Origin of the sequence: Streptococcus cristatus (assembly GCF_003943465.1) — a bacterium.
GTDB lineage: Bacteria > Bacillota > Bacilli > Lactobacillales > Streptococcaceae > Streptococcus > Streptococcus cristatus_C.
In genome coordinates, this window is the sequence record NZ_RJPR01000005.1 from 13,588 (window position 1) to 38,752 (window position 25,165).

Sequence of the window (25,165 nt, forward strand, 5' to 3'; positions counted from 1 at the left end):
TTCTATAATCTCAGATATTTATTTTTCACTTTATTCCATAAATATTTGAGATAAGCTTGTCCTTTTAACTTTTCGGCTAATGATTTTTCAAAATCTTTTACTTGGGCATCAACTTGACTTTTAACGCTTTTCCCCGCAATCGCATAGCAACCCTTAGCCGTATGGTAACCATCCGATCCTCGATTATTCTGAGGGGCTTTGAAGGCTTGCCCGCCATTTCGGATCGCCAGCCTGCGAAACTGGGGATCCCACTGGGCTGGACTTTTGACATCGTAGTAATAATGGGAACTATGATTGAACAGCGAGGGTTTCTCCCCGTAATTAAAACTAGCTCCATTGACTAGCCCATTTTGACTGCTCTTTTCTGGATCTAGGATATTGAGAAATCGCCCTTCCCTATCCAGAATAAACTCGGTATGGAAACGATGGAGAATCTTGATATTGGCCTGATAGGGCTGATGGTCTGGGTAGATCACCTTGTCCTTATTGACAAAGGCTTTATTGTGCAGCCGCGAAGATTCCCAGAGCTGGCAGTCTAGGTCAGGATGCGCCTGAAAATAGGCTAGGAGAGCCTGGCCATCTGTCATCCCCGACTTACGGAAATGCTGTCTGACCCATTGGGCCTGCTGACTGGAAATGATGTAGCGAAACTGGTGCAACTGACCTTTTAACCTTTGATTGCCACTGTCTGCAATAAAGTCTGCTGGAGAAAAAGCCTGCCGAATCGTTTGAGAAAACTGGTGCCAAAAGGGAGCGTGTGGCGATAAGTTCGGATGCATGCGCGAGAGCAGTTTGGTGATTTCTGCTGCTTCCCCACTCAGTTCGTCAGGCATGTCCATATAGAGCATAGCTAGCTCTAACAATTTCTCAGCTTGCTGGGGATGGGCTGCTCGGCATTCAAAAGACCATAACTTCTGAAAGAGGGGACTGCCAAATAGGAAGGCCTCCTCAAAAAGACTCTGGCGGGCTGATTCATACGATAATGACGCCATTTCTGTCAGAAAAACTTTGTCAAGAGCAGCTTGAGACCAGCCGAGCGCTTGTAATTCTAGGCAGTATTGCTTGATTTCTACTTTCATCACCATCCACATCCATCATATGAAATTTCTTCAGCACCCTTCAAGGCTTCGCTAACAGGCTCATGCAGCCTTCGATACCTCTCCTATTTACCTCTAAATATGCCAAAATTTCAGCTAAAAGTCAACGTACAATGGAACTTTCGGCCTCAAATTGTATTCTTCCAGCATTTTTTGCTATACTAGTCTTAGGAAAACAACGAGGACAAAAGATGACGCCAAATAAAGAAGACTATTTAAAATGTATTTACGAGATTGGCACACGCCAGGGAAAAATCACCAATAAAGAAATCGCCCAGCACATGCAGGTTTCTCCGCCGGCCGTGACGGAGATGATGAAGAAAATGCTGGCTGAAGAACTCCTAATCAAGGACAAAAAGGCGGGCTATCTGCTGACTAACCTAGGCCTGCAGCTGGTCTCTGACCTCTACCGCAAGCACCGATTGATTGAGGTGTTCTTGGTTCAAAAGCTAGGCTACACCACAGACGAAATTCATCAGGAAGCCGAAATTCTGGAACATACCGTTTCTGAACGCTTTGTCGCAGGCTTGGAAAAAATGCTAGATTTCCCAGAGACCTGCCCACATGGTGGCACAATCCCAGCCAAACACCAGCTGCTGAAAGAAAAATACCATCAAACTTTAGCCTCCGCTCAGGAGCCTGGTGGCTACCTCATCCGCCGTGTCCACGACGACTTTGAGCTTTTGGCTTATCTGGAAAAACACAATCTGAACATAGACCAAGAAATCAATTTCCTCCAGTATGACGACTACAGCCAGCTTTATCAACTAGAAGTGGACGGCCGAGCAATCCAAGTTAGCCCTATGATTGCCCAGCAGATTTATGTGGAAAAACTATAAACAGAACCCAGTTCAGGCTTTTTAGTCTAAACTGGGTTTTTTATTGACAAAAATAAGATGTCAGGATATAATAAGTGTACTTACAAAATATCTAGAGGGAAAGCTAATGGAAACATCGCAGTTTAACTCCATCTACAAGGATGAATATAAAAAATCAACCGGTCTGCTCTTTATCCGCGCCTACCACAAGTGGCATGGGCTGATTAAAAATGAGCTGAAAACCATTGATTTAACCCATCCTCAGTTTGTCGTTCTGACCACTCTTGCAGCGCTTCTGCGTCAGCAAGAATGGGTGAATCAGACCGATATTGCCCGATTTTCTGACATGGATGTCATGACCGTATCCCAAATCATCCGCCTCTTGGTCAAGAAAAGGTTGATCATGCGGGAAGTCCATCCCAAGGACAGCCGTGCCAACATCATACTCCTAACGGATATGGGGCTGCAAAAGGTCAACCAAGCTCTTCCTCTAGTAGAAAGCATTGATCAGGCATTCTTTGGAAAATTAGAAAATAAAACGGAAGTATTCAATCAACTTTTAATCAAACTGGAGGCAGAAAATGACTAGATTTTGGATTGGTGTCGTATCAAAAGAACACGTCCTAAGAGGTGTAGAGGGAGGCTTTTGCCAAGTCTGCCATGGAAAGAAAGCACCGCTGAACCGAATGAAAAAAGGAGATTACCTTTTGTACTACAGCCCCAAGTATCAGCTGAATGGTCAGGAAAAGCTGCAGGCCTTTACAGCAGTTGGCAAAATTCTAGATGACACAGCCTATCAAGTAGAAATGTTTGAAGATTTCTTCCCTTTTCGACGTGACGTCAGCTACTATCAGCCTGTCAAAGACTGCCCCATCGAGCAAGTACGGCCACATCCCGAATGGCGTCAATACGCTTCCCAACTGCGCTATGGACATTTTGAAGTTTCGAAAGAATTTTTTCTCTATGTCTTTGAACAGATGAAGGGAGAATAGGAGGCTGGGACATCCCGACCTCCTATTTTTCGTATCCGATATCATATGCTCTATAATTGTTTTAGCAGGAATTATGGAGTCTTTTCAATGAAAAAATCTTATCTACCTTACTGAAAAGTATAAATTAAATCAATAGAAAGATGTATAGAAAATAACCAAATCACATCACAAACCTCCTAGAAAGACCAAGGCTTTTCTGATCAAAATAATACTCTAGACACTTCCACTTCATCAAGTTTTTTAAAAGAAAGAAAAGATCCCATTTACCCCCTTGCAAACCTTTTCACTTTTTGCTAGAATGATGTCAAAAAATTAAGAAGGACAAATTATGCCACAAAATCTCTTTAAAGAATTGGCTCAACTGGAGCAAGTGGAAGCTCTGGCTCTAGGAGGCTCACGAGCCGGCCAACATTTTGACCAAGATTCAGACTATGATGTCTATGTCTACCTGAGCGCTCCTCTCGCGCCAGCCATCCGCCAGGAAATCCTCAGCAAGTACTGCTCCTATATGGAAATTGGCAATCAATTTTGGGAACTGGAAGACGACTGCGTCCTCAATAATGGTATCGAGATTGAGCTGATTTACCGCTCGCTGGATGACTTTGACCAAGACCTGCAGACTGTCGTTTTAGAGCATCAAGCCCAGAATTCTTACACTACCTGTATGTGGTACAATCTGGTTCACAGCAAGATTCTCTACGATCGAGACGGCCGCTATGCTGCTCTCCAGAGCAAGTACAGCCTGCCCTAGCCAGCTGAGCTGAAAAAGAATATCATCAGTAAGCAGCTCCTACTTCTTGACCAAGCTATGCCAGCTTTTTCAAGGCAGATTAAAAAAGCCCTCAAACGCCAAGATCTGCTCAGCATCAATCACCGCAGCAGCGAGTTTTTCGCCTCTTACTTTGATGCCCTCTTTGCCCTCAATGAGCAGCTCCATCCAGGCGAAAAGCGCATGCTCCAGTATGCCAAAGAAAATTGCTCCCGCCTGCCTCGGGATTTTGAGACTAATGTCCAAGACTACTTCCAACATCTCTACCAGCCAGACCAGCAACAGAAAGCGGTCCTAGCCTTGGACAGCCTACTAGACAATCTTAAGCAATTGATTGAAGCATCCATCTAGAATTTCAACAGATAAAAAGCTCATGAAGCCAGCTTTTCAGCTGGTTCATGAGCTTTTTACTATTTTCGTCAAGTAAGTTGAGGCTTATTTGCTAAAGATTGACTGTCTGAAGTCGTCTGTCTCACGAAGATAGGCGTTGTAAATTTTCTTCTTGAGCAGGTTGACCCAGCTAGCTTCAACACGATTTGTCGCATTGGTAATGTTGCGCACATCCTCTGCGACTGCTTCATCCATCAGTTTCTGCATCTCTGCATAGGAGCGAATGGTTACTTGCTTGGTACTGCTTGGATTTCTGAGTTCGTACTCGATGGTGATTGGTTTGAGCTTGGTTAGCTGGTCAATCCGCTCTTGGTACATGGCCTTCTTGAAGGCCGCCCATGAAGCATATTCTCCCTTGAATACATTTTCCAAGACCTTCTGATCTGTCACCAGACCAACGTCTCTCCTGAGCCAGCCATCCCAGGTCGTCTTACCTTCCGCAGCAGCCTCTTCGGAGAATTTCCCTGAGACATAAGGGACAAAGCCTTCATGGTAGCCCTTGGCTGCCAGCAATTCATAGGCTGTACGACGGAACATGACGTCTCCCGGCGCCCCATTTGGATTGCTCAAGGCTGAGTAGATTGGCGAGAAGAGGCTGAGACTGAGGTAGCCATTACGCGGATACTGTCCGCTATCCTTATTCTCCCGACGGGTGATGACATCATTGTCAATCAGGGATTCAAAGCTGGTCAACTTCTTGATTTCCTCAGCAGTGAAGCTGCGTGTCTGGTTACCAGCATGGGTCTGCTTACCATATTTATCTGTGATATAGTAATTCTCCATCTTTCTAAACCACTGGAGCTTGGCTGTATCGCTCTGCTTGACCATCGAAGTCCCCTCTAGGTAATCCAACGTGTAAATCATGTCAAACATACCATGGACATAGTGCTGCAAATCTGCCGCATTTTGGACACGTTCCTTAAAGTTGTAGGTATGCATCCGCGTCTTAGAGTCCTTGTCCGTCTTGAAGAGGGTATTGAGGGTAATGGTAGGCTCATTTGGACTTGGTGTAGACTGCAAGAGACCACGCGCATAGAGCTCAGCCCCCAGTCCTTCGCGGCGACCATAACCTTCAAAGTAGATAGAACCATCGGAATTATGGGTCATCTCATGGGTGTAGACGGAGTTACCATAGTCTTCTAACAAACGAGCAGCATCAAAGTGGGTGACACTTCCCGTAGCATAAGCATTGTATCCCTTGCTTGGATACCACTTGCCGGCTGGTCCAAAGAATTCCTGCATAGCTAGTGATTTCTTGTCATTAGCTGGAGCCCAATATCGTTTACCATCCTTGTCAACCAATGAGAACCCATCGTAAACCAGAACAGAACGGAAGAGCTTGTCCTTGCTTTCAGGACTTAAAATCTTATACCAGAAATCATAGTGGTCACGCTGCCATTCAGCTGACTTTCTAACTCGGTCTTCGACATACTCAACCAATTCTGCATCTGTTCGCACCCTGTTATTGGCATCAAGGCGATAGCGATCATAAGCCCCTATGGAGACAGTGGACATATTGGAGATAGCATAGACGCCCTTCTCAGTCATGGTCAAGAGCGGCAGTAGCATGCCCTTGTGTTCCCAATTGTCCGCAGTAATCTTGTCGTAAACGCCGACAGAATACTTGCTCTTGCCCTCGGCTGCATCCTGAAGCTGTCTGGCTTCTGGCACATCCGACTTGGCCTCAACGATATAGGCCTTTGTATTGGTCTTGAGCCATTCGTTATTGCTCTTGTCGGGCAGGAAGAGCTGGCGATAGCTTTCCAGATAGTTGAAGAGACCGCGCTTGCCAGTTGCTTCAGAGAGCGAGTTATCGTAAGCCAGATGGTTATTCTTGACCTTGAGATTTTCAAAACCAGACTGACCGAGTGCAATGATGGTGTCTAGCGTCGAAGCCTTATGATTACCAAAGAAATCAAACTTATAGGCCGACAAATCCTTGACATTGGTCTTGTCATAGTTGATATTATACCAACGGTTGAGATAGGTCAGACCAAGCAGGAAGGCTTCCTTATTGGCTGTAATCTTCTGAGCTACATAGTCAGCTACAACATCGCCTTCAGTATTGATGGACTTGTCCATAGCCAGAACTTTGCGTAACTCTTCTGCTAGCTTGGTCTTGACTTGCTCAAAGGCTGTGTCCAGATAGAGCTCATCCAGAGAAGCATCCGTATTCACACCTAAAACAGTTCGCATAGCTGGTGAGTCAAGGACAACCTTGTTCAACTCTGGTAGCACTTGATTAAGCACTCTGCTATAGTCTGATAGGAAGGCTTCTGGTGTATAAAGGAGGTCTAAACCATTCACAGCATACTCTGCGATAGCTTGATGTTTGAAGTCTCCCTTATAGGTCAGATTTAGATAGTCAACCGTCTTATCCTCAAAGTGCAGCATCAGGCGGTTAATCGCAGTCTTGTTGCTATGGATATCGGTGATCATCTGGTCGCTCTTCATCGGAACCACATCCAGCAAATACTCTCTAGTAAGCTTGTGATTATCTGGAAGTTTATTGCCGTAGGCAACGATGGTTTCCTTATTATAGAATGGCAGGAGTTTTTCCATATTGGCATAGGCTATCAGGCGGTCTTCACGAGCATTCTTTTCCTTGCTGTAGTCAACAGTGTAGAGGTTGAGATTGCTGTCTTCTAACGTGGTTCTAATGTCTAGGCTCGCCAGTTTCTCCTCAGCCTCGTCCAAGGTTAGAGTAGATGTGACAAACTGATCATTGCCTAGAGTTTCATTTCCTTCAACGGCATAGGCTTCTCTGATACGATCATTCTTGTAATCTTGGTCGCCAGAAATGCTGTAGACATTTGTACCGCTGACATTGCTGATAACATTGTCAATCAAGCCGTTGAAGTAATTGGAACCAACCACTCCCCCGATTTGACCGTTCTTCGTGGAATTTTGGATCTTTCCAGTCACATAAGAACGGCTGATGCGAGCATTATCTTCCAAGCGACCAACCAGACCTCCGAAGCGCTGTTCGTTTGTTCGAGCACCTGCCAGAATGGTCACATCTGCCCTGCTCTGACTGAGCAAGGAATTTCCTCCCTTGAGGTTGGCAACCAAACCGCCGACATTATAGGCCTTGTACTGCTTGTCATTGGCTTGGATAGTTCCTGTAAAGGAGCTGTTGGTGATTTGGCTATTGCTTGCAACAACGACCAAACCAGCCACTTGCGAAGCATTGCCCACTACCGACACTCTACCTTGAGCAGAAACATCCGTGATTTGCGCATTATCTGCACTACGGGCCAAGGCAGCAGAGTCATAGGTTCCGACAATATTGACCTCTTTCAGGTCCAAATTAGAAATAGAGGAACCGCTCTTGAGGTTTTCAAACAAAGGTTTGGCTAGATTATAAATCGCATACTGCTTGCCATTGTGATTACCAGTCAGACTGCCTGTGAAGTTTCCTCGGAGATAGACATAATCCGCAGGTGCCAGACTGACCTCGCTCGCATCCAAATCGGCTCCTAGAACAAAGTTGCCAGCCATATTTTTCTTCATGGCATCTACCAAACCAGCAAAGCTCGTGTAGACATTTTGCTGACTAGGCACTGCCCTGCTGATATAGAAGTCATAGCCAGACTTGTAGCCTGTTTCGCCCTCTTGCACTAGCTCAGGCAGAGAGACCCTTACCTTGTAGACAGCCTTGCCATCCTTCTGGCCTTCTGCCATGCTGTGAACCGGCAGGAGCATTTCCTTAGATTCACTTGATTTGACTTTGACAAAGTAGGTAGACAGGTTCGTAGGTATAGCGCTCATGGAAACGACACGCTTGAACTGATCCTTTTCTTTTCTGTAAAACTCTGCCGAATCAATATCGCGGAAGGCAATCTTCTTGTATTGCAACTCAAAGTTGCGGCTATCTTTTTCAAGGTCAGTCAGGCTGCCAGCATCAAGCTCATAAGTCAGCTTGGTTTTCAAAGTATAGCCTGTATAGTAGTCTAAATCGTCAATCTTCAGACTTCCTGCCACATTGGCAATCGGAAGCGAGCGAACAAGCTGGTCTCCCTTGTACAATTCAGCTGTCGCTGAGCGCAAGGATTTTGTCTTGTCTTCCAAGCTGTATTGAACCGTGACCGACTTGTCCTCTGGATTTTCTGTCAGACTTAAGATCGAAAATGTCGGCTTGACCTTAGGCACACCATTTAGAGCCGTCTTGCTTGCTGTCAGGCTGGCAAAAGCTTGATTGATCTGCACTTGTGTGGCGGTTTGATTATTCAGAATTCCCTCTGCCTTGGCCAATTCGTTTGTATAGGCTGCTTTCTTATCTGCATCAGCATTCTTGTATTGGACAGTCGTCTGCACTGTGCTGCCCAAATCATATTCATTCCGCAAGCGTGTTTTGTCTACTTCAAGCCCCTGTAACTGAGCCTTGGCTTGATTGATTTGGTCCACCAGCTGATTGACTTCTGCTTGGCTGGCTTGTGACTGATTGAGAAGCGTATGACCTGCCGCCAAAGCAGTATCATAAGCTGCTTGGCGACTTTGACTATCGTTAAAATAACGAGCCTGAGCCTTGATTTGCTCTGCTTCTGTCAGTAAATCATGAAGCGAAATCAAATCGAACTCTTTCAAGGCTTCCACTTGCGGTGCATCGCTTGGTACCATGTGCGGTTTTATTGTGCCAACTTTGACAAGCTGAGCAACTGCTGCCCGCGTTTCCTCATTGGACAACTCTTGACGGTCAATTTCCTGACCGTTGGAAGTATAAACTCTAGTCTTGATTGTTCGTTCGCCCTGAACACCTTGAGTGACGATGTGACGAGCGCCACGAACTAGCTCATCTGTTTCTTCCTCTCGCGTAGTGAAATCGATTTTCTCTACTCGCGTTTCATCCCTATAAGTCAGCGGATACTCTGGGAGGGCAGATGCTTGAGGGGCGGTGCTCGGTACCATATGTGGCTTGGCCGTGCCAATTTTGACAACTTGCGGAACTGGGGCTAGAGTTTCCTCATTGGACAGCTCTTGACGGGCAATCTCTTGACCGTTGGAGGTATAAACTCGAGTCTTGATGGTACGTTCGCCCTGAACACCTGGAGTGACGATGTGGCGGGCACCTTGGACAAGTTCATCCGTTTCTTCCTCTCGAGTGGTGAAGTCGATTTTCTCTACTTGCGTTTCATCCTTATAGGTCAGCGGATATTCTGATAAAGCGGGCTCTTGCAGCGCAGTGCTCGGTACCATATGTGGCTTGGCGGTGCCAATTTTGACAACTTGCGTAACTGGGATTAGCGTTTCCTCGTTGGACAGTTCCTGACGGGCAAGTTCTTGGCCGTTGGAGCTATAGACACGAGTCTTGATGGTACGTTCGCCCTGAACACCTGGAATGACGATGTGGCGGGCACCTTGGACAAGCTCATCTGTTTCTTCTTCACGTGTGGTAAAGTCGATTTTCTCTACTCGAGTTTCATCCGTATAAGTCAGCGGATATTCTGGGAGGGCAGATGCTTGCGGCGCAGTGCTCGGTACCATATGTGGCTTGGCCGTGCCAACTTTGACAACTTGCGTAACTGGGGCTAGCGTTTCCTCGTTGGACAGTTCTTGGCGGGCAATCTCTTGTCCGTTGGAGGTATAAACTCTAATCTTGATGGTACGTTCGCCCTGCACACCTGGAGTGCCGATGTGGCGGGCACCTTGGACAAGTTCATCCGTTTCTTCCTCTCGCGTGGTGAAATCGATTTTCTCTACTCGAGTTTCATCCCTATAGGCCAGCGGATACTCTGGGAGGGCAGATGCTTGCGGCGCAGTGCTCGGTACCATATGTGGCTTGGCCGTGCCAATTTTGACAACTTGTGTGACTGGAGCTAAAGTTTCCTCATTGGACAACTCTTGGCGAGCTAATTCTTGACCATTGGAAGTATAAACTCGAGTCTTGATCGTACGTTCACCCTGCACACCTGGAGTGACGATTTGGCGGGCGTCCTGAGGTAGCTCATCAGTATACTGTTCCTCAATGTTAAAAGCAATCTTCTCCACACGAGTTTCATCCTTTGCAACCAACTCTAACTCAGGGACTTCATGCACGGGAGCACTAGCGGGAACGGTGCCATAGCCAGTTAACTCAGGCTTCTCGTGCACAGGAGCACTATCTGGAACGGCGCCATAATTAGTGAGCTCTGGTTTCTCATGTACGGGAGCTGTATCTGGGACCGTGCCATAACTAGTAAGCTCGGGAACTTCGTGCACAGGAGCGGTATCGGGTACCGTACCATAACCAGTGAACTCAGGCTTCTCGTGCACGGGGGCACTAGCGGGAACTGTACCATAATCAGTTAATTTTGGTTTCTCGTGCACGGGAGCAGTGTCGGGAACCGTGCCATAATCAGTTAACTCGGGTTTCTCGTGCACGGGGGCGGTATCGAGTACCGTACCATAATCAGACAACTCAGGCTTCTCGTGCACAGGAGCACTATCTGGAACGGTGCCATAATCAGTTAACTCAGGTTTCTCGTGCACAGGAGCGGTATCGGGGACCGTGCCATAGCCAGTTAACTCAGGGACTTCGTGCACGGGAGCGCTATCTGGAACGGTGCCATAGCCAGTTAACTCGAGTTTCTCGTGCACGGGGGCTGTATCGGGGACCGTACCATAACCAGACAACTCAGGCTTCTCGTGCACAGGAGCACTATCTGGAACGGTGCCATAATCAGCTAACTCAGGCTTCTCGTGCACGGGGGCACTAGCGGGAACGGTGCTATAGCCAGTTAACTCGGATTTCTCGTGCACGGGGGCTGTATCAGGGACCGCACCATACGCAGTGAACTCAGGGACTTCATGCACGAGAGCAGTATCGGGAACGGTGCCATAGCTAGTTAACTCGGGCTTCTCGTGCACAGGAGCGGTATCGGGGACCGTACCATAACTAGATAGCTCAGGCTTCTCGTGCACGGGAGCACTAGCGGGAACCGTACCATAACCAGGCAACTCGGGAAGCTCATGAACCGGGGCGCTATCAGGGACTGTGCCATAACTAGTAAGCTCGGGAACCTCATGCACAGGAGCGGTATCGGGGACCATGCCATAGCTAGTTAACTCAGGGACTTCATGCACGGGAGCGCTATTCGGAACGGTGCCATAGCCAGTTAACTCGGGTTTCTCATGGACTGGAGCAGTATCGGGAACGGTGCCATAATTAGTGAGCTCAGGAACTTCATGAACGGGAGCGCTAGCTGGAACGGTGCCATAGCCAGTGAACTCGGGTTTCTCATGCACAGGAGCGCTATCTGGAACAGTGCCATAATCAGTTAACTCAGGAACTTCATGCACAGGAGCATTAGCGGGAACCATACCATACTCATTTAACTCGGGAACTTCGTGCACAGGAGCATTAGCAGGAACAGTGCCATAATTAGTGAGCTCAGGTTTCTCATGTATGGGAGCGGTATCTGGGACCGTGCCATAGCCAGTTAACGCGGGAACCTCGTGCACGGGGGCGGTATCTGGAACGGTGCCATAGCCAGGCAACTCGGGTACCTCGTGTACGGGAGCTACATCTGGTACGGTGCCATAGCCAGGCAACTCGGGTACCTCATGAACCGGAGCGCTATCCGGAACTGTACCATATCCAGACAACTCGGGTTTCTCGTGCACGGGAGCAGTATCGGGAACCGTGCCATAACTAGTGAGCTCATGTACTTCATGGATTGGAGCTTCTTTAGGAACTGCCTTATTTGCTGCAGTTCCAAGTAAAACAACTTCTGAAACAGGTTCAGTGGTTACTTGATCGGAAATCTGCTTGCTCTCTACGACTTTTCCCTCAACACTATAGTGGCGTGTTACGATCTTGCGAGTCCCTGGAATGCCCGCGCGGATCACTCGAGATTGTCCTTCGGCTAAGTCATCTGAATACTGATATTCCGTTTTATAGGGAATTTCTTTGGTCTGGGTCCTTGTTTGACTTGTAAATTGCAGTTCTGGTCGCTCATGAACTGGCGTTTGACGAGCAAATTGTCCTTCTTTAGCAGCAATCTCCTCCCTTTCCTTCTCGGAGAGATAGTCTCCGCCAGCAGGCTGCGCCTCTTTCGGAGCTTCAGTATGCTTAGGGCGACTTGCTAAATCTTTCAACTGTTGATCAGGCTGACTAGCTGAGGCTTCCTTTTGAAGAGCTGGCAGCTGAGAATTTCCTCTTTGAGGCAGTTGATGCTGCGCTTCTTTTTTAAGGTAACCAATATACTGGTAGCCAGCAATTTTCAATGGTTCTGGCAACTGATCGCCAACGGCCAAAGTCAGACTTTGATTATAGGCAGCCAAATCCGTACTGCTGACTGCCAAAACAGAAGCTGGCAGAAGCACAGAACCCAAGCCTGTCACAAGCAAAATAGAAGACAGATATCTCTTGCCATTTTTCCCTCGTGCCAGCACTAAAACAACCAAGGCCAGTCCTGTAGCTGCAAAAGCTGCTCCCAAAATGCCTGACTCGCCTGTCTTAGGGAGCTTCCCTGACAAGCTTTCCTGACTTGTCGGACGGTAAACCAAATAATAAGCGTCCGAATTTTCTTCCGCAAATTTGGGAAGTTCCTTCACAATAGCAGCTTTTTCAGCCTCAGTTAGATCGCTCTCCACCACATAGTGGTACTGAACGACGGTAGACTGATTGGCAGATACTTCCGCTGCCTCGACAGAGTTGACACCTCCTCCCATTGTCGTACACAAAAAGAAGCTTCCGATAGTAGCGGAAACTAGACCTACAGACAGCTTTCTAAAAGAATAGCGCTGGTATATGTCACCAGTGACTCTTTTTTTCATAAAATTCCCTTTTCTTCATATAATAAACTAATAAAAATTTTACTGGATTTTACTCTAAATTGCAATCCCTTAGCCTTATAAAATACTTTTCTTGCAGTTGTCGAGAAGAAGAGGAACGTTTTATTTTTAGCGAACAGCAAAAAGCAGATTCTCTGGGAGAGAACCTACTGTGTTACAGATCATCCAAGCCCCAATTCCAACTCAAAGAGGCCATACTCATGCTTGTCTCCTTGCAATTCTGCTGCATAGTGGCGCGTGACGGTATTTTGGTGAATCAGGGCACCGATAGCCGAGGCTTGCCGTTTCTGCGCCTCTTTAAAAATCGGATAGGCCAAGGCAGAGCCCAACCCCAAGAATTCTTCATCTACTCCTAGATACATAATCGTATAACGTTTAGCAAAGCGCTTGGTCCAGAAAAGCTTGGCTAGGTTGAGAGGAGTCAGCTTTTTATAAACCAAAGAGCCATAGTCCGGCATGGCAATCAGGAAGCCAACTAACTTGCCCTCCTTATAGGCCAGCTTAACCATGGAAAAATCAAGAATATACTGGTATTTTTGAAAAATCTGACTGAACTGCTGACTGGAAATTGACCGATAAATCGGAAAATCTTGATAGAGGCGATTGAGGAGCTCAAAAACCTGCAGCGAAGCTTCTTCCCAGTCCTTCTTTTTGGGCGAGCAAATGATGAAACCCGCTTCTTCAAAAGACTCAAAGCGATGAGCCAACTTGTCCTGATGAGTTTGATTGCTGACCTTGGGATAAAAATTGGACAGATAGCGCTCCTTGAGCTCAAAACCAGCAGCCTGCCACAGCTGAGGATAATAGGCTGGATTATGAGGCTCCCCTGTAAAAGGGGGCTCCTCTGTTCCAGTCAGCTGCATTCGATAACCCAGCCAAAAACTTGCCTGTACGGGACCGATTATCTTAATCGCTCCGAGACTGCGAGCAAAACCTGCTAAATGCTCGATAAAAGCAGATGCAAGCTGTTGGTCGTTGATTGATTCGAAAAATCCTAAGTAAGCAGCCTCATCATCTGAATAAAAGGTCAGAAGTCCGCGAATACAAGGCTGACTGTTCATATAGCCAACAAAGGCATAGGTTTCTAGGTCAGAACTCAGCGGGTGACTGCCTTCAATCAAAGCCAGCTCTTCCTCTGCCGACTGCATGAGGAGGTCTGGCTGGTAAATCTGCTTGGGCAGAGCTAGAAAATCGGCCAGCTCTGCAGTATTGGGTTTGACAGGTTTAATTTGCAGCATGGTCTTCCTCCTTGATCAGTCGAATCTTGCCAGTAAGGCCATCCATCTCAATCCAGTCACCATTTTGCAGCTGGCTGCAGGCGCCTCTGACATTAACAATGGAAGGAATACCCAACTCGCGGGAAATAATGGCCGTGTGCGAGAGCAAGGATCCCTGCTCGGCAATGACACCCTTGGCTTGGGTCAGAAGATAAACCCAGCCCGGATCGGTCATCTTGGTCACGATAATCCGGTCCTGAGCAGACTCAATCTCCTGCACATCTTCCACGACCAAAACCTGAGCCTTAACGAAACCAGGTGAGCAGCCAATCCCTTGTAAGGCTTGATTGCCTGTATTATGACTGCTGGTGCGGTTTTGCGGTTTCAGATATTTCTCAAAGACCTGTCCAGCAAAAACATAGCGACTAAAGCTTGGCAGCTCCTTATCAGCCTCTAACTTCTCTCGACGCTCGGCTATCAAGCCGCTAACATCTCTGGGCTTTCTGGTCAGCTCAAACAACTCTTCCTTTGTCAGGTAAAAAACATCGTCAGGCGTAGCCAGCAGTCCTTGCTCGGCTAATTGCTGGCCCAATGTTCTGAAAATCTGCCGCATCATGCCATAGATCCGTGTGCGGTTTAAGCGGGAGCTTTCCCGATATTTAACGCCTGTCATGGCTCGCTTACGAAGAAAATTCGTCCACCAGCCTGATTTTTGCACCTCTTCTTCAAGTTTCTGAGGAGCCAGCTTCTTCTCCTCTTGCTGGCACATTTGCAGCAGGAGCTTAAGCAGACGCTCTGGGTGCGTTCGAAAAGTTGAAGTTTCTAACTTCAACTCTTCTGGAGCTCGATCACCAAATTCATGGATAAAATGGACTATTTCTTGGACCAAAGGGTGCTGGCGATTTAGAAAGACAGCTGGACTTTCACTTGCCATGGCCTGTCTAATCTCTGCATTTTCTTCTGCTTTCAGCTGAGCTGTTAAAGCCTGCAGAGCCAAGGCCGGCCGCATACTTTCAATCTGCTCAATTCCTGCAATTTCAGCTTGAACAGCTCCGCCGCGACGCGACTTCTTCAGGAGTCCAGTATATACAAAAGCATAGAGGTCATTGACCAGCGTAATGTCCCAGTGAGCCAGAATATCCTCTTTCAGCTTGCTGACCAAGCCAATCAAGGTCTCCGCATCTGCGTCGGGAGAAAAGCTCGCTTCATATTCGTGCTGAATCTGGGCGAACTGCTCTTCCAATTTCCGCATTTGCTTGGGTGCCGTCCAAAACTCTCGGATGATTCGGAGCATGATTTGCAGGCGTTTGAAAGCAGATAGGTGCACTGGCATCTGAGGCACTTCTGTCTCTCTCACTCCCAGCATATCCTGCCAGATAGGAATGATTTTCTTTGAAAAAGGCAAAAGCTGCAGCAACTGATACCAGCTCTGAATCTGGTAATAAACCCGGCTGTTGACCGGCTGCAGCATATTTTGAAAAGTGTCTTCATAGGCAGCCAACTCAGGGGCATCCTTGCCAACCAAGCGCTGGGCAAGACTGCGGAAAATGCTGGCATAAGCCTCTTGAATAAAACTAATAGTCAGAGGACTGGAAACGCCCGGATAGCTCTCGACAATGTTGCTGTTATCCAGAATAATCTGCTGTCCCTCTGGCAAGGTGGTAATAGGTCGTGCCTGCAAGAGATAGAGTTGGCCATTTGCGAAGGTGAACTCCATATCCATATAAGGTCCGAAAAGCTGACTCACCTGACTAGCCAAGGCCTGTAACTCCTCGAGTTGTTCCAGTGATACGTCTGGCGAGTCCTCCGTCTGCTCTGTATAAAAGAGCTGATCCTTAGGATGGAGGGTCACCATGGTTGTAGGAATCTTATCCTCGACAACCTTATTGCCCAAGCCCCGACCGATGACAATGATGTGCTCGTTAAAAATTCCCTTGGGATTAGCTGTAAAGTAAATCCCAGACAAGTCTCCCTCCTGCATGACCTGCACAAGGCAAATCATCTGCGCTTGCTCCAAGGATAGTCCTTGCTCAAACAGATAACCAAGAGCTGACTCCTGATAAAGAGAGAGCAAGGTCGCTTGGATGGCTTCTTTAAGTCCATCTGGCTTCACATTGAGCCGGCTCTCAAACTGACCGGCAAATGATGAAGCCTTCCCATCCTCAATGGTTGCTGATGAGCGAACTGCAAAGCGACAGCCTGTCTGAGAAAACTCCTTGTGGACCCAACTTTCTGCTGCCGTCAGGTCTTCTTGACTAAACTGCTCTCTGGCCCAGTCCTGCAGTTGCTGACTGAGCTGGGACAAGTCTAACTCCCCAGACCGATAAGCTGCTTCCATCCGCTCCAAGTCAGCAGAGCTGGCAGATTTTTGAAAAAAGTCAAAAGCAAACACTGCAAAGTCAGGAATCAGCAAACCAGCAGCCTGCATTTTCAGCAAATGATAGGCCTTGCCTCCAACCCGGTCAAGCCCTGTCTGCTTGATTCTTTTCATCAAAGTACCCCCATCAAGAGATAAACAGCAACGGACAGAACCATGGTCGTCTCCGTGATATAAGTATAACGTTCCACCCGCTCCCGGATATTAAAGCGAGTTGGATCCTTGATAAACTGCTCAAACTGGACGGTCATCCAGATGACATTCAGCACCAAGACTACCACTCCGACATGGGAAATATTCCAGAGGAGAGCGAAATTGGTCAAGATATCCAGCAGAGTCACCACCTCGATAAAGCGAGTGGCTTTTTTGTAGCCAAAAAGCATAGAATAGGTCACATACTCTGTCTCGTCTTTTGGCGCCCGAATCTTACGGCAGACTTCCCAGATCAGACTTGGGAAATACATGGTAAAGGCCAGCAGGACAGTCGGCAGGGACAAGAGAGGCAGATTGTACTTGTAGCAGACAAAAGAGATGGTATAGAGATTCAAAATCATCATGACCGGATTATGGGTCACTAGAGCCAGTGGCAGGGAATTTTGAATCTTGTCACGCTTGAAGAACCAGAAGGACATGAGAGTTCCGTAGATATAGAGAAAGAGGAACCAGCCGATATTGTTCATAAAGAGGACATTGAGGAGTACAGAGACAGCTACGATAAAGCTGAGGGCAACAGCCAAGTCCTTCTTTTTCACTCGTCCAGATGGCAGAGCCCGATGAGGAAAGAGGCGTCGGTCGGTCTCGTAGTCCTTGAAATCATCCGCAATCCGCAGAATCATCAGAAAGACAAAAATCGTAAAAATCCCAATCAACTCCTGATGGTCAAAGTGAAACTTGGTCACTCCGTCATTGAGCAGAAGGACAAAATAAATCTCAAAAAACATGATGGCAGCCACAAAAAAGCGCGGCAGCAAAGGAAACATTTCCTTATAATAAACAGCTAATCGTTTAAACATAGCTTTTCTCCAATCTTTTCCCCCATTTGAATTTGGGTTTCTATTCCGAGGTCTGAGTAAGTCAGAATATCCTGATCCAAGCGAATCATGCCTGCTGGATAGAGGACAAGAATGGTTGAGCCGCCCAGACCAAAGCAGCCCTTCTCCTGTCCCCTGACCAAATAGTCCTGACTGTGATTGTATATTCTTCCGACCAAGAGAGCCCCTACTTCCATCTGCAGGACAGGTCCTAGGTCGGTATCTAAAAGACAGTATTCTCTTTTATTTTCCTTGTAAATCAAGCGCCGTTTCTGGGCTACCTGCCTAACCGTATGCAGGCGACCCTTGATTTTTCGACTTTGGGTAATTCTGCCGGATTCAGCTGCCAAATAGCGGTGCAGGTCTTCTACTCCCAAGCGATAGACCAGCGCTGTTCCGCCACTAAACAGCTGAGCCAACTCCTCATCCAGCAGTAACTCAGCTAGCCTGTATGTCTGCCCCTTAATTGTCAACCGCAAGTCCTGACTAATGGTAAAAGCCTCCAGCTTGGCATCTGCCACAGCCAGCACTTGACTATCAGGACAGACCGGACGCAGAGCGGACTTGATTTTTCGCTGGAAGAAAGCCGCAAAACTAGAATAGGGGCCAGATTCATAGTCGGCCAGATTCAGCTGATAATTTTCCACAAAAGCTGCTATTTTCTTGCGAGAAAAAAGAGTGTAGTCTTTCAAAGTTAGAAGATAAGACAGGCTAGGTCGGGTCAAGAAAGACAACAAGATGCGGCCCCAAGCAGTACCATAAAGCTTATCTAACAGCCCCGCCTTATATTCTGTCGGTTCCACTACTTGGCCAGTCTTTCTTTGATAGACCTTAACCATGCGGGAGAACCCCCAGACCAATCAGACTTGCAACTGCTAGAATCGCAAAGGCCAGATAGGCCAGCTTATTGGGCTTGGGAATACGGCAGTTGTAGACAAATAGAAAGGTCAGCAAAAGAGACAGGCCCAACCATACCCAAGCAAATAGAGCAGGCGCCATCCATTGACAGACCAGATAGGTCAGAGGGAAAAAGAGGGCGCTGTAAGTCACGGGCAAGCCGATAAAATAAGAGCCAGATCCTTCATCATGCTTGGCCAAGCGGTTAAAATGCGCCAAGCGCGTGACCGCAGCCAAGACATAGAGAACAGCCAAGATGATATTGGCCGCTCCCAAGGGCAGCTGAGTCATGAGGAGCACAGCTGGAAGTGCCGCAAAGCTAATCATGTCGCAGAGCGAATCAATCTCAATGCCGAAGCGCTTCTGACTTTCAGTTCGCTTCATCCGTCGCGCCACTACACCGTCAAAGAGGTCACAGATACCGCTAACGATAAAGGCCATCATGGCTAGCCTCATCTGGGACTGAATGATGGCATAGACTGCCAACAGTGCAAAAGTGGCGCCCATATAGGTTAGGATAACAGATTTGTCGTATTCACCGATAAACAAAGGTTCATTCTTCTTCATGAAGTCGTATTTCTCCTCTTCTTCCATCTAAAGTTACCATCATGCCAGTTTCTAGCAGCTGAGTTGCATTCTTAGCGCAGACCAGAGCTGGAATCCCACACTCCCGAGCGACTATGGAGGCATGGCAGAGGACCCCGCCATACTCTGTCACAAGACCGCCCAGAATACCGAAAACATAGCTCCAACCCGTATCTGTATAGCGAGTGACAAGAATTTCTCCCGGCTCAATCGTCTCAATATCCGCCAAATCCAAGAGGACTCGAACCCGACCGGTCACCTGACCGCTGCTGGCTGGCATTCCCGTCAGCAGAGCCTGACTCTCATAGGCCACCTTTTCCAAGCTCATCTCTTTGTCGGTCAAATCCCCCACTGGGTCAAAATTCCGATAGGCCTGGCAATAATGCCGATTATCTGCTGCTGCTTCTTGCAGCTGGTCAGCAGTCCTTTGCCCTTCCATAAAGGCAATCAGACTTTCTTTCTTAATATAAAAAATATCTTGGGAATCTTTCAGAAAGCCTCGCTTTTCGTAGGCCTGGCCGAGTTTGAGGCTAATCTGACGAATGAGGTGGTAATAGCGCGTGGAAATATCTTTGAACTCCTCCCGCCACCAGAGCAAGTTCCGCAGGTCTTGACTGATTTTTTCTATCTTTTTCTGCTTGGCTCGAGATAGATGAGGCAAATCCAGCTCAGACTCTGAGACAGGACTGAGCGAAGCTTTGGCCGCCTGGTAATACGCTGAATCAGCAATCAACTGCTGAACCGCTGTCAGAACTTGATGAGCATCTTCTTCATAACTAGCTACTCGCAAGTCCAGCTCCCGTGTCGAGTGATAGCCAAAGTCCTTTTGAAAATCCTGAACCTTGATGAAATCTGCTCGCTCAGGATATTGTGCAGCCAGTTCCTGCAACTCTTCCACCGATAACTTCAACCAATCATCTGTCAGTTTCTCGTCTGCCAAAACAAGATCCGCAGCTTCCAGCATTCGAGCCAAAGGCTTGGTATGCGAAACATTTCCCAATTTAGCTATCAGTTGGAAAAATTCATCCACCGTCAGCCATTTAAGCAGACTGGTCTTTTTCATAGACAGCTGGACCGTATTGATGTAGGCCTGCCAGAAATAAGCTCCCTCACTATCTAAATAAGCCTGATTTAGCACTAACTGCCAAAGACTCTCGACTTGCTGGAGCGGGCTTTGGTCGTTCAGTTCTTGGATTTCTTGATTCAGGCGGGTAAATTGCTGACGCAGCTCTTGCAGCTTGTCTGGTGCCTGATGCAGAAAAGTCTTAGTTACTTTTTGCGTTTTCAAAGCTACCCGCAGGAAATTCAAGAGCAAGGCTGGGCTTAATTTGCTGGTAAAACCTTGACCTTGATAGTCTTTATTAACTCCCAGCTCGTCATCAAAGTCACGCTCAATATAGCCCGGAATCTGCTCCATGCCTTGCTTGACCACACCTAAGTTCCAGAAAGGCCGTGCATAGTGCAGGCGCATCAGCGGTGGCATCACACCATCTGGCTCTAGGCCAATAGCCAGCAAAAAGCTAGAAAGGGCCTCTTGCCAAGAATGGCGGTAAAGGCTCCACATCAGGTTTGGACAGGGCTGAGCCGCCACTCCTCCATCCCGAAAATTCGCCGTCGTCCAGCGGCCACTGTCGATTTTAGTTGGTACTGTCGTGATGGGCCGAGCCTGCAGCAGATAGACTTGCTCTTGTACGGCACACCACTCAATATCCATCGGCCGACCAAAATACGCCACAATCTGCAAAACCTGCGCATGCAGCTTCTGCAAGACTGCCAGAGAGATTTCAGCCTTTTCAAACTGGAGCCAGTCCGGCTTGTACCAAGCAAGAGTCAGCTGCTCAGGATTGACTTGACCGCTAACCAAGCTCTCAGCCGAGCCTTTTACATACTCAAGCAGCATGGTCTGGTCCTGATTAGTCGCCACGTCTAGCGAAAAGCAGACACCGCTGAAGTCAGGCTCTATCTGCTCCTGGATCAGCACTGCCATGGCAAAATCTTTCTCAGGCAAACCCTGACGCTGCCAGTAAGCCAAGGCTTCTGGATTAAAGAGGGAAAGCAGACAAGAACGAATGCCCTGCTCAATTTCTGACAGTGTCCAGCAGTTGCCAATCGAGTCATACTGACCAGCAAATGACATGGCCTGTCCGTCTTCTAAGATGGCACTACTGCGAACGATATAAGCTTGATTTCCCTGACAAAAGTCTGCTAACTCCTGTAGCCAAGCTGGCTCCAAGAGATAATGTTGCAAACGCTCCGCAATTTCCTCCTGGCCCAGTTCGATTAACTCTTTAAGTCCCTGTTTTGAGTATTCTGGCAGAGCTACGCTTAGCCAAGCCATTACTTGGTCCGCTGGTAAAATTAACCCCTTAGGAACCGAAAGACCCAACCGACAGAGGCTGATTAACTGATTGATTTTACCACCATAGACGGCCGAAGACTCTTTTTCCAGCCATAGTTCTTTCATCAAAAACTCCCATCTCACATACGATTTTTTCTAAGCTTAGCCCAGTAGAGCAGACGATTGACTCCTAGATGCGTGCCCGCCCCTAGGATTAGAATGCCCAGCATCTGCTGCCAAGACAGAGGAATATAGAACAGCAAGAAAATAATACAGCCAATCAAGGAATCAATCTGGTCTATCCAGATAAAGGTCCATTTCCAGCCATTCTCCGCCGTCTTGCCCTCTCTGATTTCCAAACGGCGCTTGATGAAGCTATTGGGCAACTCAAACAAAACATAGGCCAGCCCCAAAAGAGCCCCAAACACTAGATTAAAGAGCACGGTATTTTCGTAGAAGGCATAGACCAAGTGCAGCTTCTCTAGGGTAGGAATACTCTTCAAAAGCAAGCCCCAGAGAATCTGCGCCAAAGCTCCCCAGACAATCATGCCAAAGAAACCTTTCCATGTCTTGTTGTCTCCAAAAAGCCTCTTCCCATCCTTTAACATCAGCCCAGCATCCATGGGTCGATAAGCCGCCTCTAGCAGTGAAGACTTGCAAAAGATCATATTCAGTACTCCAGCCAGAATGACCGGCATCAGGGTTACATACAAGGCAAGAATCGAGCGCATATTATTTCCTATTCTTTTTATGAAGATCAGTCTGAAAAAAATCAAGAGACTCCTCAAACTTATATATATCATTATACCATAAGTCGTAAAGCCTCTTTCCAATAAGCCCTACGTATCTGTCGCATCTGACAAGGAGCAACCCATGTCTGCCATTCCGCTTTATCAACTCCAAAGCTGCCTGCTAGAATAATATCGCCTTTAAACCACACAAAAAGCCTCATAAGAACTTCTAAGGAAACCAGCATCTGGTTTATTAAAAATTACTTATGAAGCCTATAAATATGAGTTTTATCTAGAAAAGAAACAAACTATTTTTGCTTGGTCGTAAACCACTAACCTTCAAAAGGCGCGCAATTCCTTCACCGATTTTTAGTGTCTAGCAAAATAGTCACTGGGCCATCATTTACCAATTCTACCTGCATATCTGCTCCGAACACGCCCGTCTTGACTGGCACTTGCTCAGCTAACAGCTGGTTAAACCTGTCAAAAAAGGGACTAGCCATGTCCGGCTTGGCTGCACCTGTGAAGGCTGGCCGATTTCCCTTTTTGGTATCTGCATGCAGAGTGAACTGGGAAATCGACAAAATCTCTCCAGCAATGTCCTTGATAGACAGGTTCATTTTGCCCTCAGAATCGGAAAAAATCCGCATATTGACAATCTTCCTGACCGCGTAGTCCATATCTTCCTGACTATCATCAGGCCCGACACCTACCAAGAGCAGGAGACCTTGTTCAATGCTACTATGCAGCTGCTGGTCAATACTAACCTGAGCACGTTTGACACGCTGAATGACAATTTTCATATCTTTTCCTTTATTTCTGACTACTATCTACTCTGACAGGCTCGCACTTAGCCGTTGGTCCGTTTGACCGAATACACCTCTGGCACGCTCTTGATCTTATCCACCACCGTCGTCAGCATGGACAGATTAGCAATGCCAAAAGAAACATGGATATTAGCAAATTTCATATCCTTAGTTGGCTGGGCATTAACCGTTGAGATGTTTTTGGTGGTATTAGACAGCACCTGCAACACATCGTTAAGGAGGCCAGACCGATTGAGACCATAAATATCAATGTGGGCTATATACTCTTTGGTCGAATTATTTTCTTCCCATTCCACATCAAGCAAGCGCTGCTCGTAATTTTCCTGAGCCTTGAGATTCATACAATCTTGCCGGTGAATAGCTACGCCGCGTCCTTTGGTAATGTAACCAACAATATCGTCACCAGGCACAGGATTACAGCACTTGGCAATCCGAATGAGGAGACCAGACGCCCCCTGAATGACCACACCACCTTCGTGCTTGACTTTAAGGGTGTCTTTTTTATTTTCGACCTTGACTTCACCGCCCTTGACCAATTCCTCCGCCTCTGCTTTGGCCTTGGCCCGCTCTTCCTCACGGCGCTCTTTTTCTGTCAAACGATTGAAAATACTAATGGCACCGATCTCACCGAAACCAATTGCCGCAAAAAGCGCTTCTTCGGTCTTATAGCTGGTCTTTTGCAGCACATCTTCCATGTGCTTCTTGTCCATGTACTTATTGGCTACATAACCATTCTCCTGAAATTGAGCCTGCAAGAGCTCTCGCCCTTTAGAAATAGACAGCTCCTTGTCTTGATTTTTAAAGAACTGACGGATTTTATTTCTGGCCTTGCTGGTCTTGACAAGATTAAGCCAGTCACGACTAGGTCCAAAGGAATTGGCATTGGTGATGATTTCCACCTGATCCCCAGTCTTCAGCTTGGTATTGAGCGGCACCATGCGGCCATTGACCTTAGCTCCTGTCGCCTTCTCCCCAACCTTAGTATGGATCTCATAGGCAAAATCAATGGGTCCTGAGTCCTTAGGCAAAGAACGCACTGCTCCATCCGGTGTGAAGACATAGATTTCCTCAGCCAGGTAGCTTTCCTTAACCGAATCAACAAATTCCTTTGCATCACCAGACTGATTCTGCAATTCCATCAATTCCTTGATCCAATTCATCCCGATGGCAGATTCCTTGCCGTCAACCTGACCCTTAATTCCTTTTTTATAGGCCCAGTGAGCCGCGACCCCGTATTCTGCGACTTCGTGCATTTCCTTGGTTCGAATCTGGAACTCAATCGGACCTTTAGGACCATAAACGGTCGTATGGATAGACTGGTAGCCGTTGGCCTTGCGGTTGGCAATATAATCCTTGAAACGCCCCGGCATAGGTTTCCAAAGCTCATGGATGTAGCCCAGCATAGCATAGACATCGCTGTGGGTGCTCAAAATGCAGCGAATGGCAATCAGATCATAGATCTCATCAAACCGCTTCTTCTTGTCCTGCATTTTGCGGTAGATGGAGTAAATATGCTTGGGACGGCCATAAATCTTCCCATGTAGATTGCGTTCTCCCGCGTAGGTTTCAATCTTGTGGACAACTTCCTCTACTAGAGCTTCCCGCTCTCGGCGCTTCTCCTTCATCATGTGGGAGATTTTATAAAATTCCGTCGGATTGAGATAACGGAAAGATAAGTCTTCCAATTCCCATTTGACACTGGAAATCCCCAAACGATGGGCCAGAGGAGCATAGATTTCCATCGTTTCCTGCGAGATTCGCTCTTGCTTGTCTGGCCGTAAATGATTCAGAGTACGCATATTATGCAGACGGTCAGCCAGCTTGACCAAGATCACTCGAAGGTCTTCTGACATGGCCATGAGCATCTTGCGGTGATTTTCCGCCAACTGTTCTTCGTGAGACTTGTATTTGACTTTCCCAAGCTTGGTTACACCATCCACAATCACGCGCACATCATGGCCAAATTCTCGCTCCAGATCGTCCAAGGTCGCCGCCGTATCCTCTACGACATCATGCAAAAAACCACAGGCTACTGAAACAGCATCCAGCTTGAGCTTGGCTAAAATTCCCGCCACCTGAATCGGATGGACAATATAGGGCTCTCCCGACTTGCGAGTTTGCCCGCTATGACATTCCATCGCATAAATCAGTGCTTTTTGAACAAAAGCTACATCCTCTGCAGCTAAATATTTTTTTGTTAGGGCTACAACCTGATTCCCCGTTAAATTTTCTTCTTTTGGCATGCATTCTCTCCGCTTTCTTGCCTACTATTTTAACATTTTTAAATCAATATGAAAACCAAGAGGACTAGAATAAAAGTA

14 protein-coding genes and 1 pseudogene are annotated in these 25,165 nt (G+C 47.3%); 4 read left to right on the top strand and 11 right to left on the bottom strand.

Annotated features, from left to right (window positions below):
- Nucleotides 1-2 precede the first annotated feature (2 nt).
- The gene (locus tag D8793_RS06490; protein ID WP_260471156.1) at nucleotides 3-1,085 is read right to left on the bottom strand and encodes a DUF3114 domain-containing protein; all 1,083 of its coding nucleotides are present in this window, start codon (nucleotides 1,083-1,085) and stop codon (nucleotides 3-5) included.
- A 203-nt stretch (nucleotides 1,086-1,288) separates the two neighbouring features.
- Here D8793_RS06490 and D8793_RS06495 point away from each other — a divergent pair, with 203 nt between their 5' ends.
- The 4 genes and pseudogenes from D8793_RS06495 to D8793_RS06510 all read left to right on the top strand — a co-directional run bounded on the left by D8793_RS06495 (nucleotide 1,289) and on the right by D8793_RS06510 (nucleotide 4,027).
- A complete protein-coding gene (locus tag D8793_RS06495) occupies nucleotides 1,289-1,936 on the top strand; it encodes a metal-dependent transcriptional regulator (RefSeq protein WP_185761028.1) in 648 nt (215 codons plus the stop codon).
- A 106-nt stretch (nucleotides 1,937-2,042) separates the two neighbouring features.
- Nucleotides 2,043-2,504, top strand: coding sequence for a MarR family winged helix-turn-helix transcriptional regulator (locus D8793_RS06500; protein ID WP_125371215.1), 462 nt, complete (start codon nucleotides 2,043-2,045; stop codon nucleotides 2,502-2,504).
- Nucleotides 2,497-2,907 carry an EVE domain-containing protein gene (locus tag D8793_RS06505; protein WP_125371216.1) on the top strand — a complete coding sequence of 137 codons (411 nt, stop codon included), beginning with the start codon at nucleotides 2,497-2,499 and terminating at the stop codon, nucleotides 2,905-2,907. Before D8793_RS06500 ends, D8793_RS06505 begins: the two co-directional genes overlap by 8 nt.
- 328 nt (nucleotides 2,908-3,235) lie before the next feature.
- Nucleotides 3,236-4,027, top strand: a pseudogene (locus D8793_RS06510) (nucleotidyltransferase domain-containing protein).
- An 84-nt stretch (nucleotides 4,028-4,111) separates the two neighbouring features.
- Here D8793_RS06510 and D8793_RS06515 read toward each other — a convergent pair.
- From D8793_RS06515 to D8793_RS06560, 10 genes are all read right to left on the bottom strand, one after another.
- A complete protein-coding gene (locus tag D8793_RS06515) occupies nucleotides 4,112-12,823 on the bottom strand; it encodes an SIALI-17 repeat-containing surface protein (protein WP_125371217.1) in 8,712 nt (2,903 codons plus the stop codon).
- 179 nt (nucleotides 12,824-13,002) lie between these two features.
- On the bottom strand, nucleotides 13,003-14,079 hold the full coding sequence (locus D8793_RS06520) for a hypothetical protein (RefSeq protein ID WP_125371218.1): 1,077 nt from the start codon (nucleotides 14,077-14,079) through the stop codon (nucleotides 13,003-13,005).
- On the bottom strand, nucleotides 14,066-16,549 hold the full coding sequence (locus tag D8793_RS06525) for a phosphoenolpyruvate synthase (protein WP_125371219.1): 2,484 nt from the start codon (nucleotides 16,547-16,549) through the stop codon (nucleotides 14,066-14,068). The genes D8793_RS06520 and D8793_RS06525 overlap by 14 nt, the downstream gene beginning before the upstream one ends.
- Entirely contained in the window at nucleotides 16,549-17,448 is a 900-nt protein-coding gene (locus D8793_RS06530; protein WP_125371220.1) for a UbiA family prenyltransferase, read from the bottom strand. The genes D8793_RS06525 and D8793_RS06530 overlap by 1 nt, the downstream gene beginning before the upstream one ends.
- Nucleotides 17,433-18,305: a phosphatidylserine decarboxylase gene (locus D8793_RS06535; protein ID WP_125371221.1), complete on the bottom strand. Its 873-nt coding sequence runs from the start codon at nucleotides 18,303-18,305 to the stop codon at nucleotides 17,433-17,435. The genes D8793_RS06530 and D8793_RS06535 overlap by 16 nt, the downstream gene beginning before the upstream one ends.
- Entirely contained in the window at nucleotides 18,298-18,930 is a 633-nt protein-coding gene (locus D8793_RS06540) for a CDP-alcohol phosphatidyltransferase family protein (protein WP_125371222.1), read from the bottom strand. Before D8793_RS06540 ends, D8793_RS06535 begins: the two co-directional genes overlap by 8 nt.
- On the bottom strand, nucleotides 18,917-21,412 hold the full coding sequence (locus D8793_RS06545) for a PEP/pyruvate-binding domain-containing protein (RefSeq protein WP_125371223.1): 2,496 nt from the start codon (nucleotides 21,410-21,412) through the stop codon (nucleotides 18,917-18,919). Before D8793_RS06545 ends, D8793_RS06540 begins: the two co-directional genes overlap by 14 nt.
- 14 nt (nucleotides 21,413-21,426) lie before the next feature.
- Nucleotides 21,427-22,017 (bottom strand): CDP-archaeol synthase, encoded by a 591-nt coding sequence (locus tag D8793_RS06550; protein WP_125371224.1) that lies wholly within the window; start codon nucleotides 22,015-22,017, stop codon nucleotides 21,427-21,429.
- Between the two features lie 359 nt (nucleotides 22,018-22,376).
- Nucleotides 22,377-22,820 carry a D-aminoacyl-tRNA deacylase gene (gene dtd, locus D8793_RS06555; protein ID WP_125371225.1) on the bottom strand — a complete coding sequence of 148 codons (444 nt, stop codon included), beginning with the start codon at nucleotides 22,818-22,820 and terminating at the stop codon, nucleotides 22,377-22,379.
- Between the two features lie 47 nt (nucleotides 22,821-22,867).
- The gene (locus D8793_RS06560; protein ID WP_061910305.1) at nucleotides 22,868-25,087 is read right to left on the bottom strand and encodes a RelA/SpoT family protein; all 2,220 of its coding nucleotides are present in this window, start codon (nucleotides 25,085-25,087) and stop codon (nucleotides 22,868-22,870) included.
- Nucleotides 25,088-25,165 lie beyond the last annotated feature (78 nt).

Coding starts and splice junctions, on each gene's coding strand:
- D8793_RS06550 (WP_125371224.1), bottom strand. CDS start 22,017: ATGCGCTCGATTCTTGCCTTGTATGTAACCCTGATGCCGGTCATTCTG.
- D8793_RS06525 (WP_125371219.1), bottom strand. CDS start 16,549: ATGAAAAGAATCAAGCAGACAGGGCTTGACCGGGTTGGAGGCAAGGCC.
- dtd (WP_125371225.1), bottom strand. CDS start 22,820: ATGAAAATTGTCATTCAGCGTGTCAAACGTGCTCAGGTTAGTATTGAC.
- D8793_RS06515 (WP_125371217.1), bottom strand. CDS start 12,823: ATGAAAAAAAGAGTCACTGGTGACATATACCAGCGCTATTCTTTTAGA.
- D8793_RS06495 (WP_185761028.1), top strand. CDS start 1,289: ATGACGCCAAATAAAGAAGACTATTTAAAATGTATTTACGAGATTGGC.
- D8793_RS06530 (WP_125371220.1), bottom strand. CDS start 17,448: ATGTTTAAACGATTAGCTGTTTATTATAAGGAAATGTTTCCTTTGCTG.
- D8793_RS06535 (WP_125371221.1), bottom strand. CDS start 18,305: ATGGTTAAGGTCTATCAAAGAAAGACTGGCCAAGTAGTGGAACCGACA.
- D8793_RS06500 (WP_125371215.1), top strand. CDS start 2,043: ATGGAAACATCGCAGTTTAACTCCATCTACAAGGATGAATATAAAAAA.
- D8793_RS06540 (WP_125371222.1), bottom strand. CDS start 18,930: ATGAAGAAGAATGAACCTTTGTTTATCGGTGAATACGACAAATCTGTT.
- D8793_RS06545 (WP_125371223.1), bottom strand. CDS start 21,412: ATGAAAGAACTATGGCTGGAAAAAGAGTCTTCGGCCGTCTATGGTGGT.
- D8793_RS06490 (WP_260471156.1), bottom strand. CDS start 1,085: ATGGTGATGAAAGTAGAAATCAAGCAATACTGCCTAGAATTACAAGCG.
- D8793_RS06505 (WP_125371216.1), top strand. CDS start 2,497: ATGACTAGATTTTGGATTGGTGTCGTATCAAAAGAACACGTCCTAAGA.
- D8793_RS06520 (WP_125371218.1), bottom strand. CDS start 14,079: ATGCTGCAAATTAAACCTGTCAAACCCAATACTGCAGAGCTGGCCGAT.
- D8793_RS06560 (WP_061910305.1), bottom strand. CDS start 25,087: ATGCCAAAAGAAGAAAATTTAACGGGGAATCAGGTTGTAGCCCTAACA.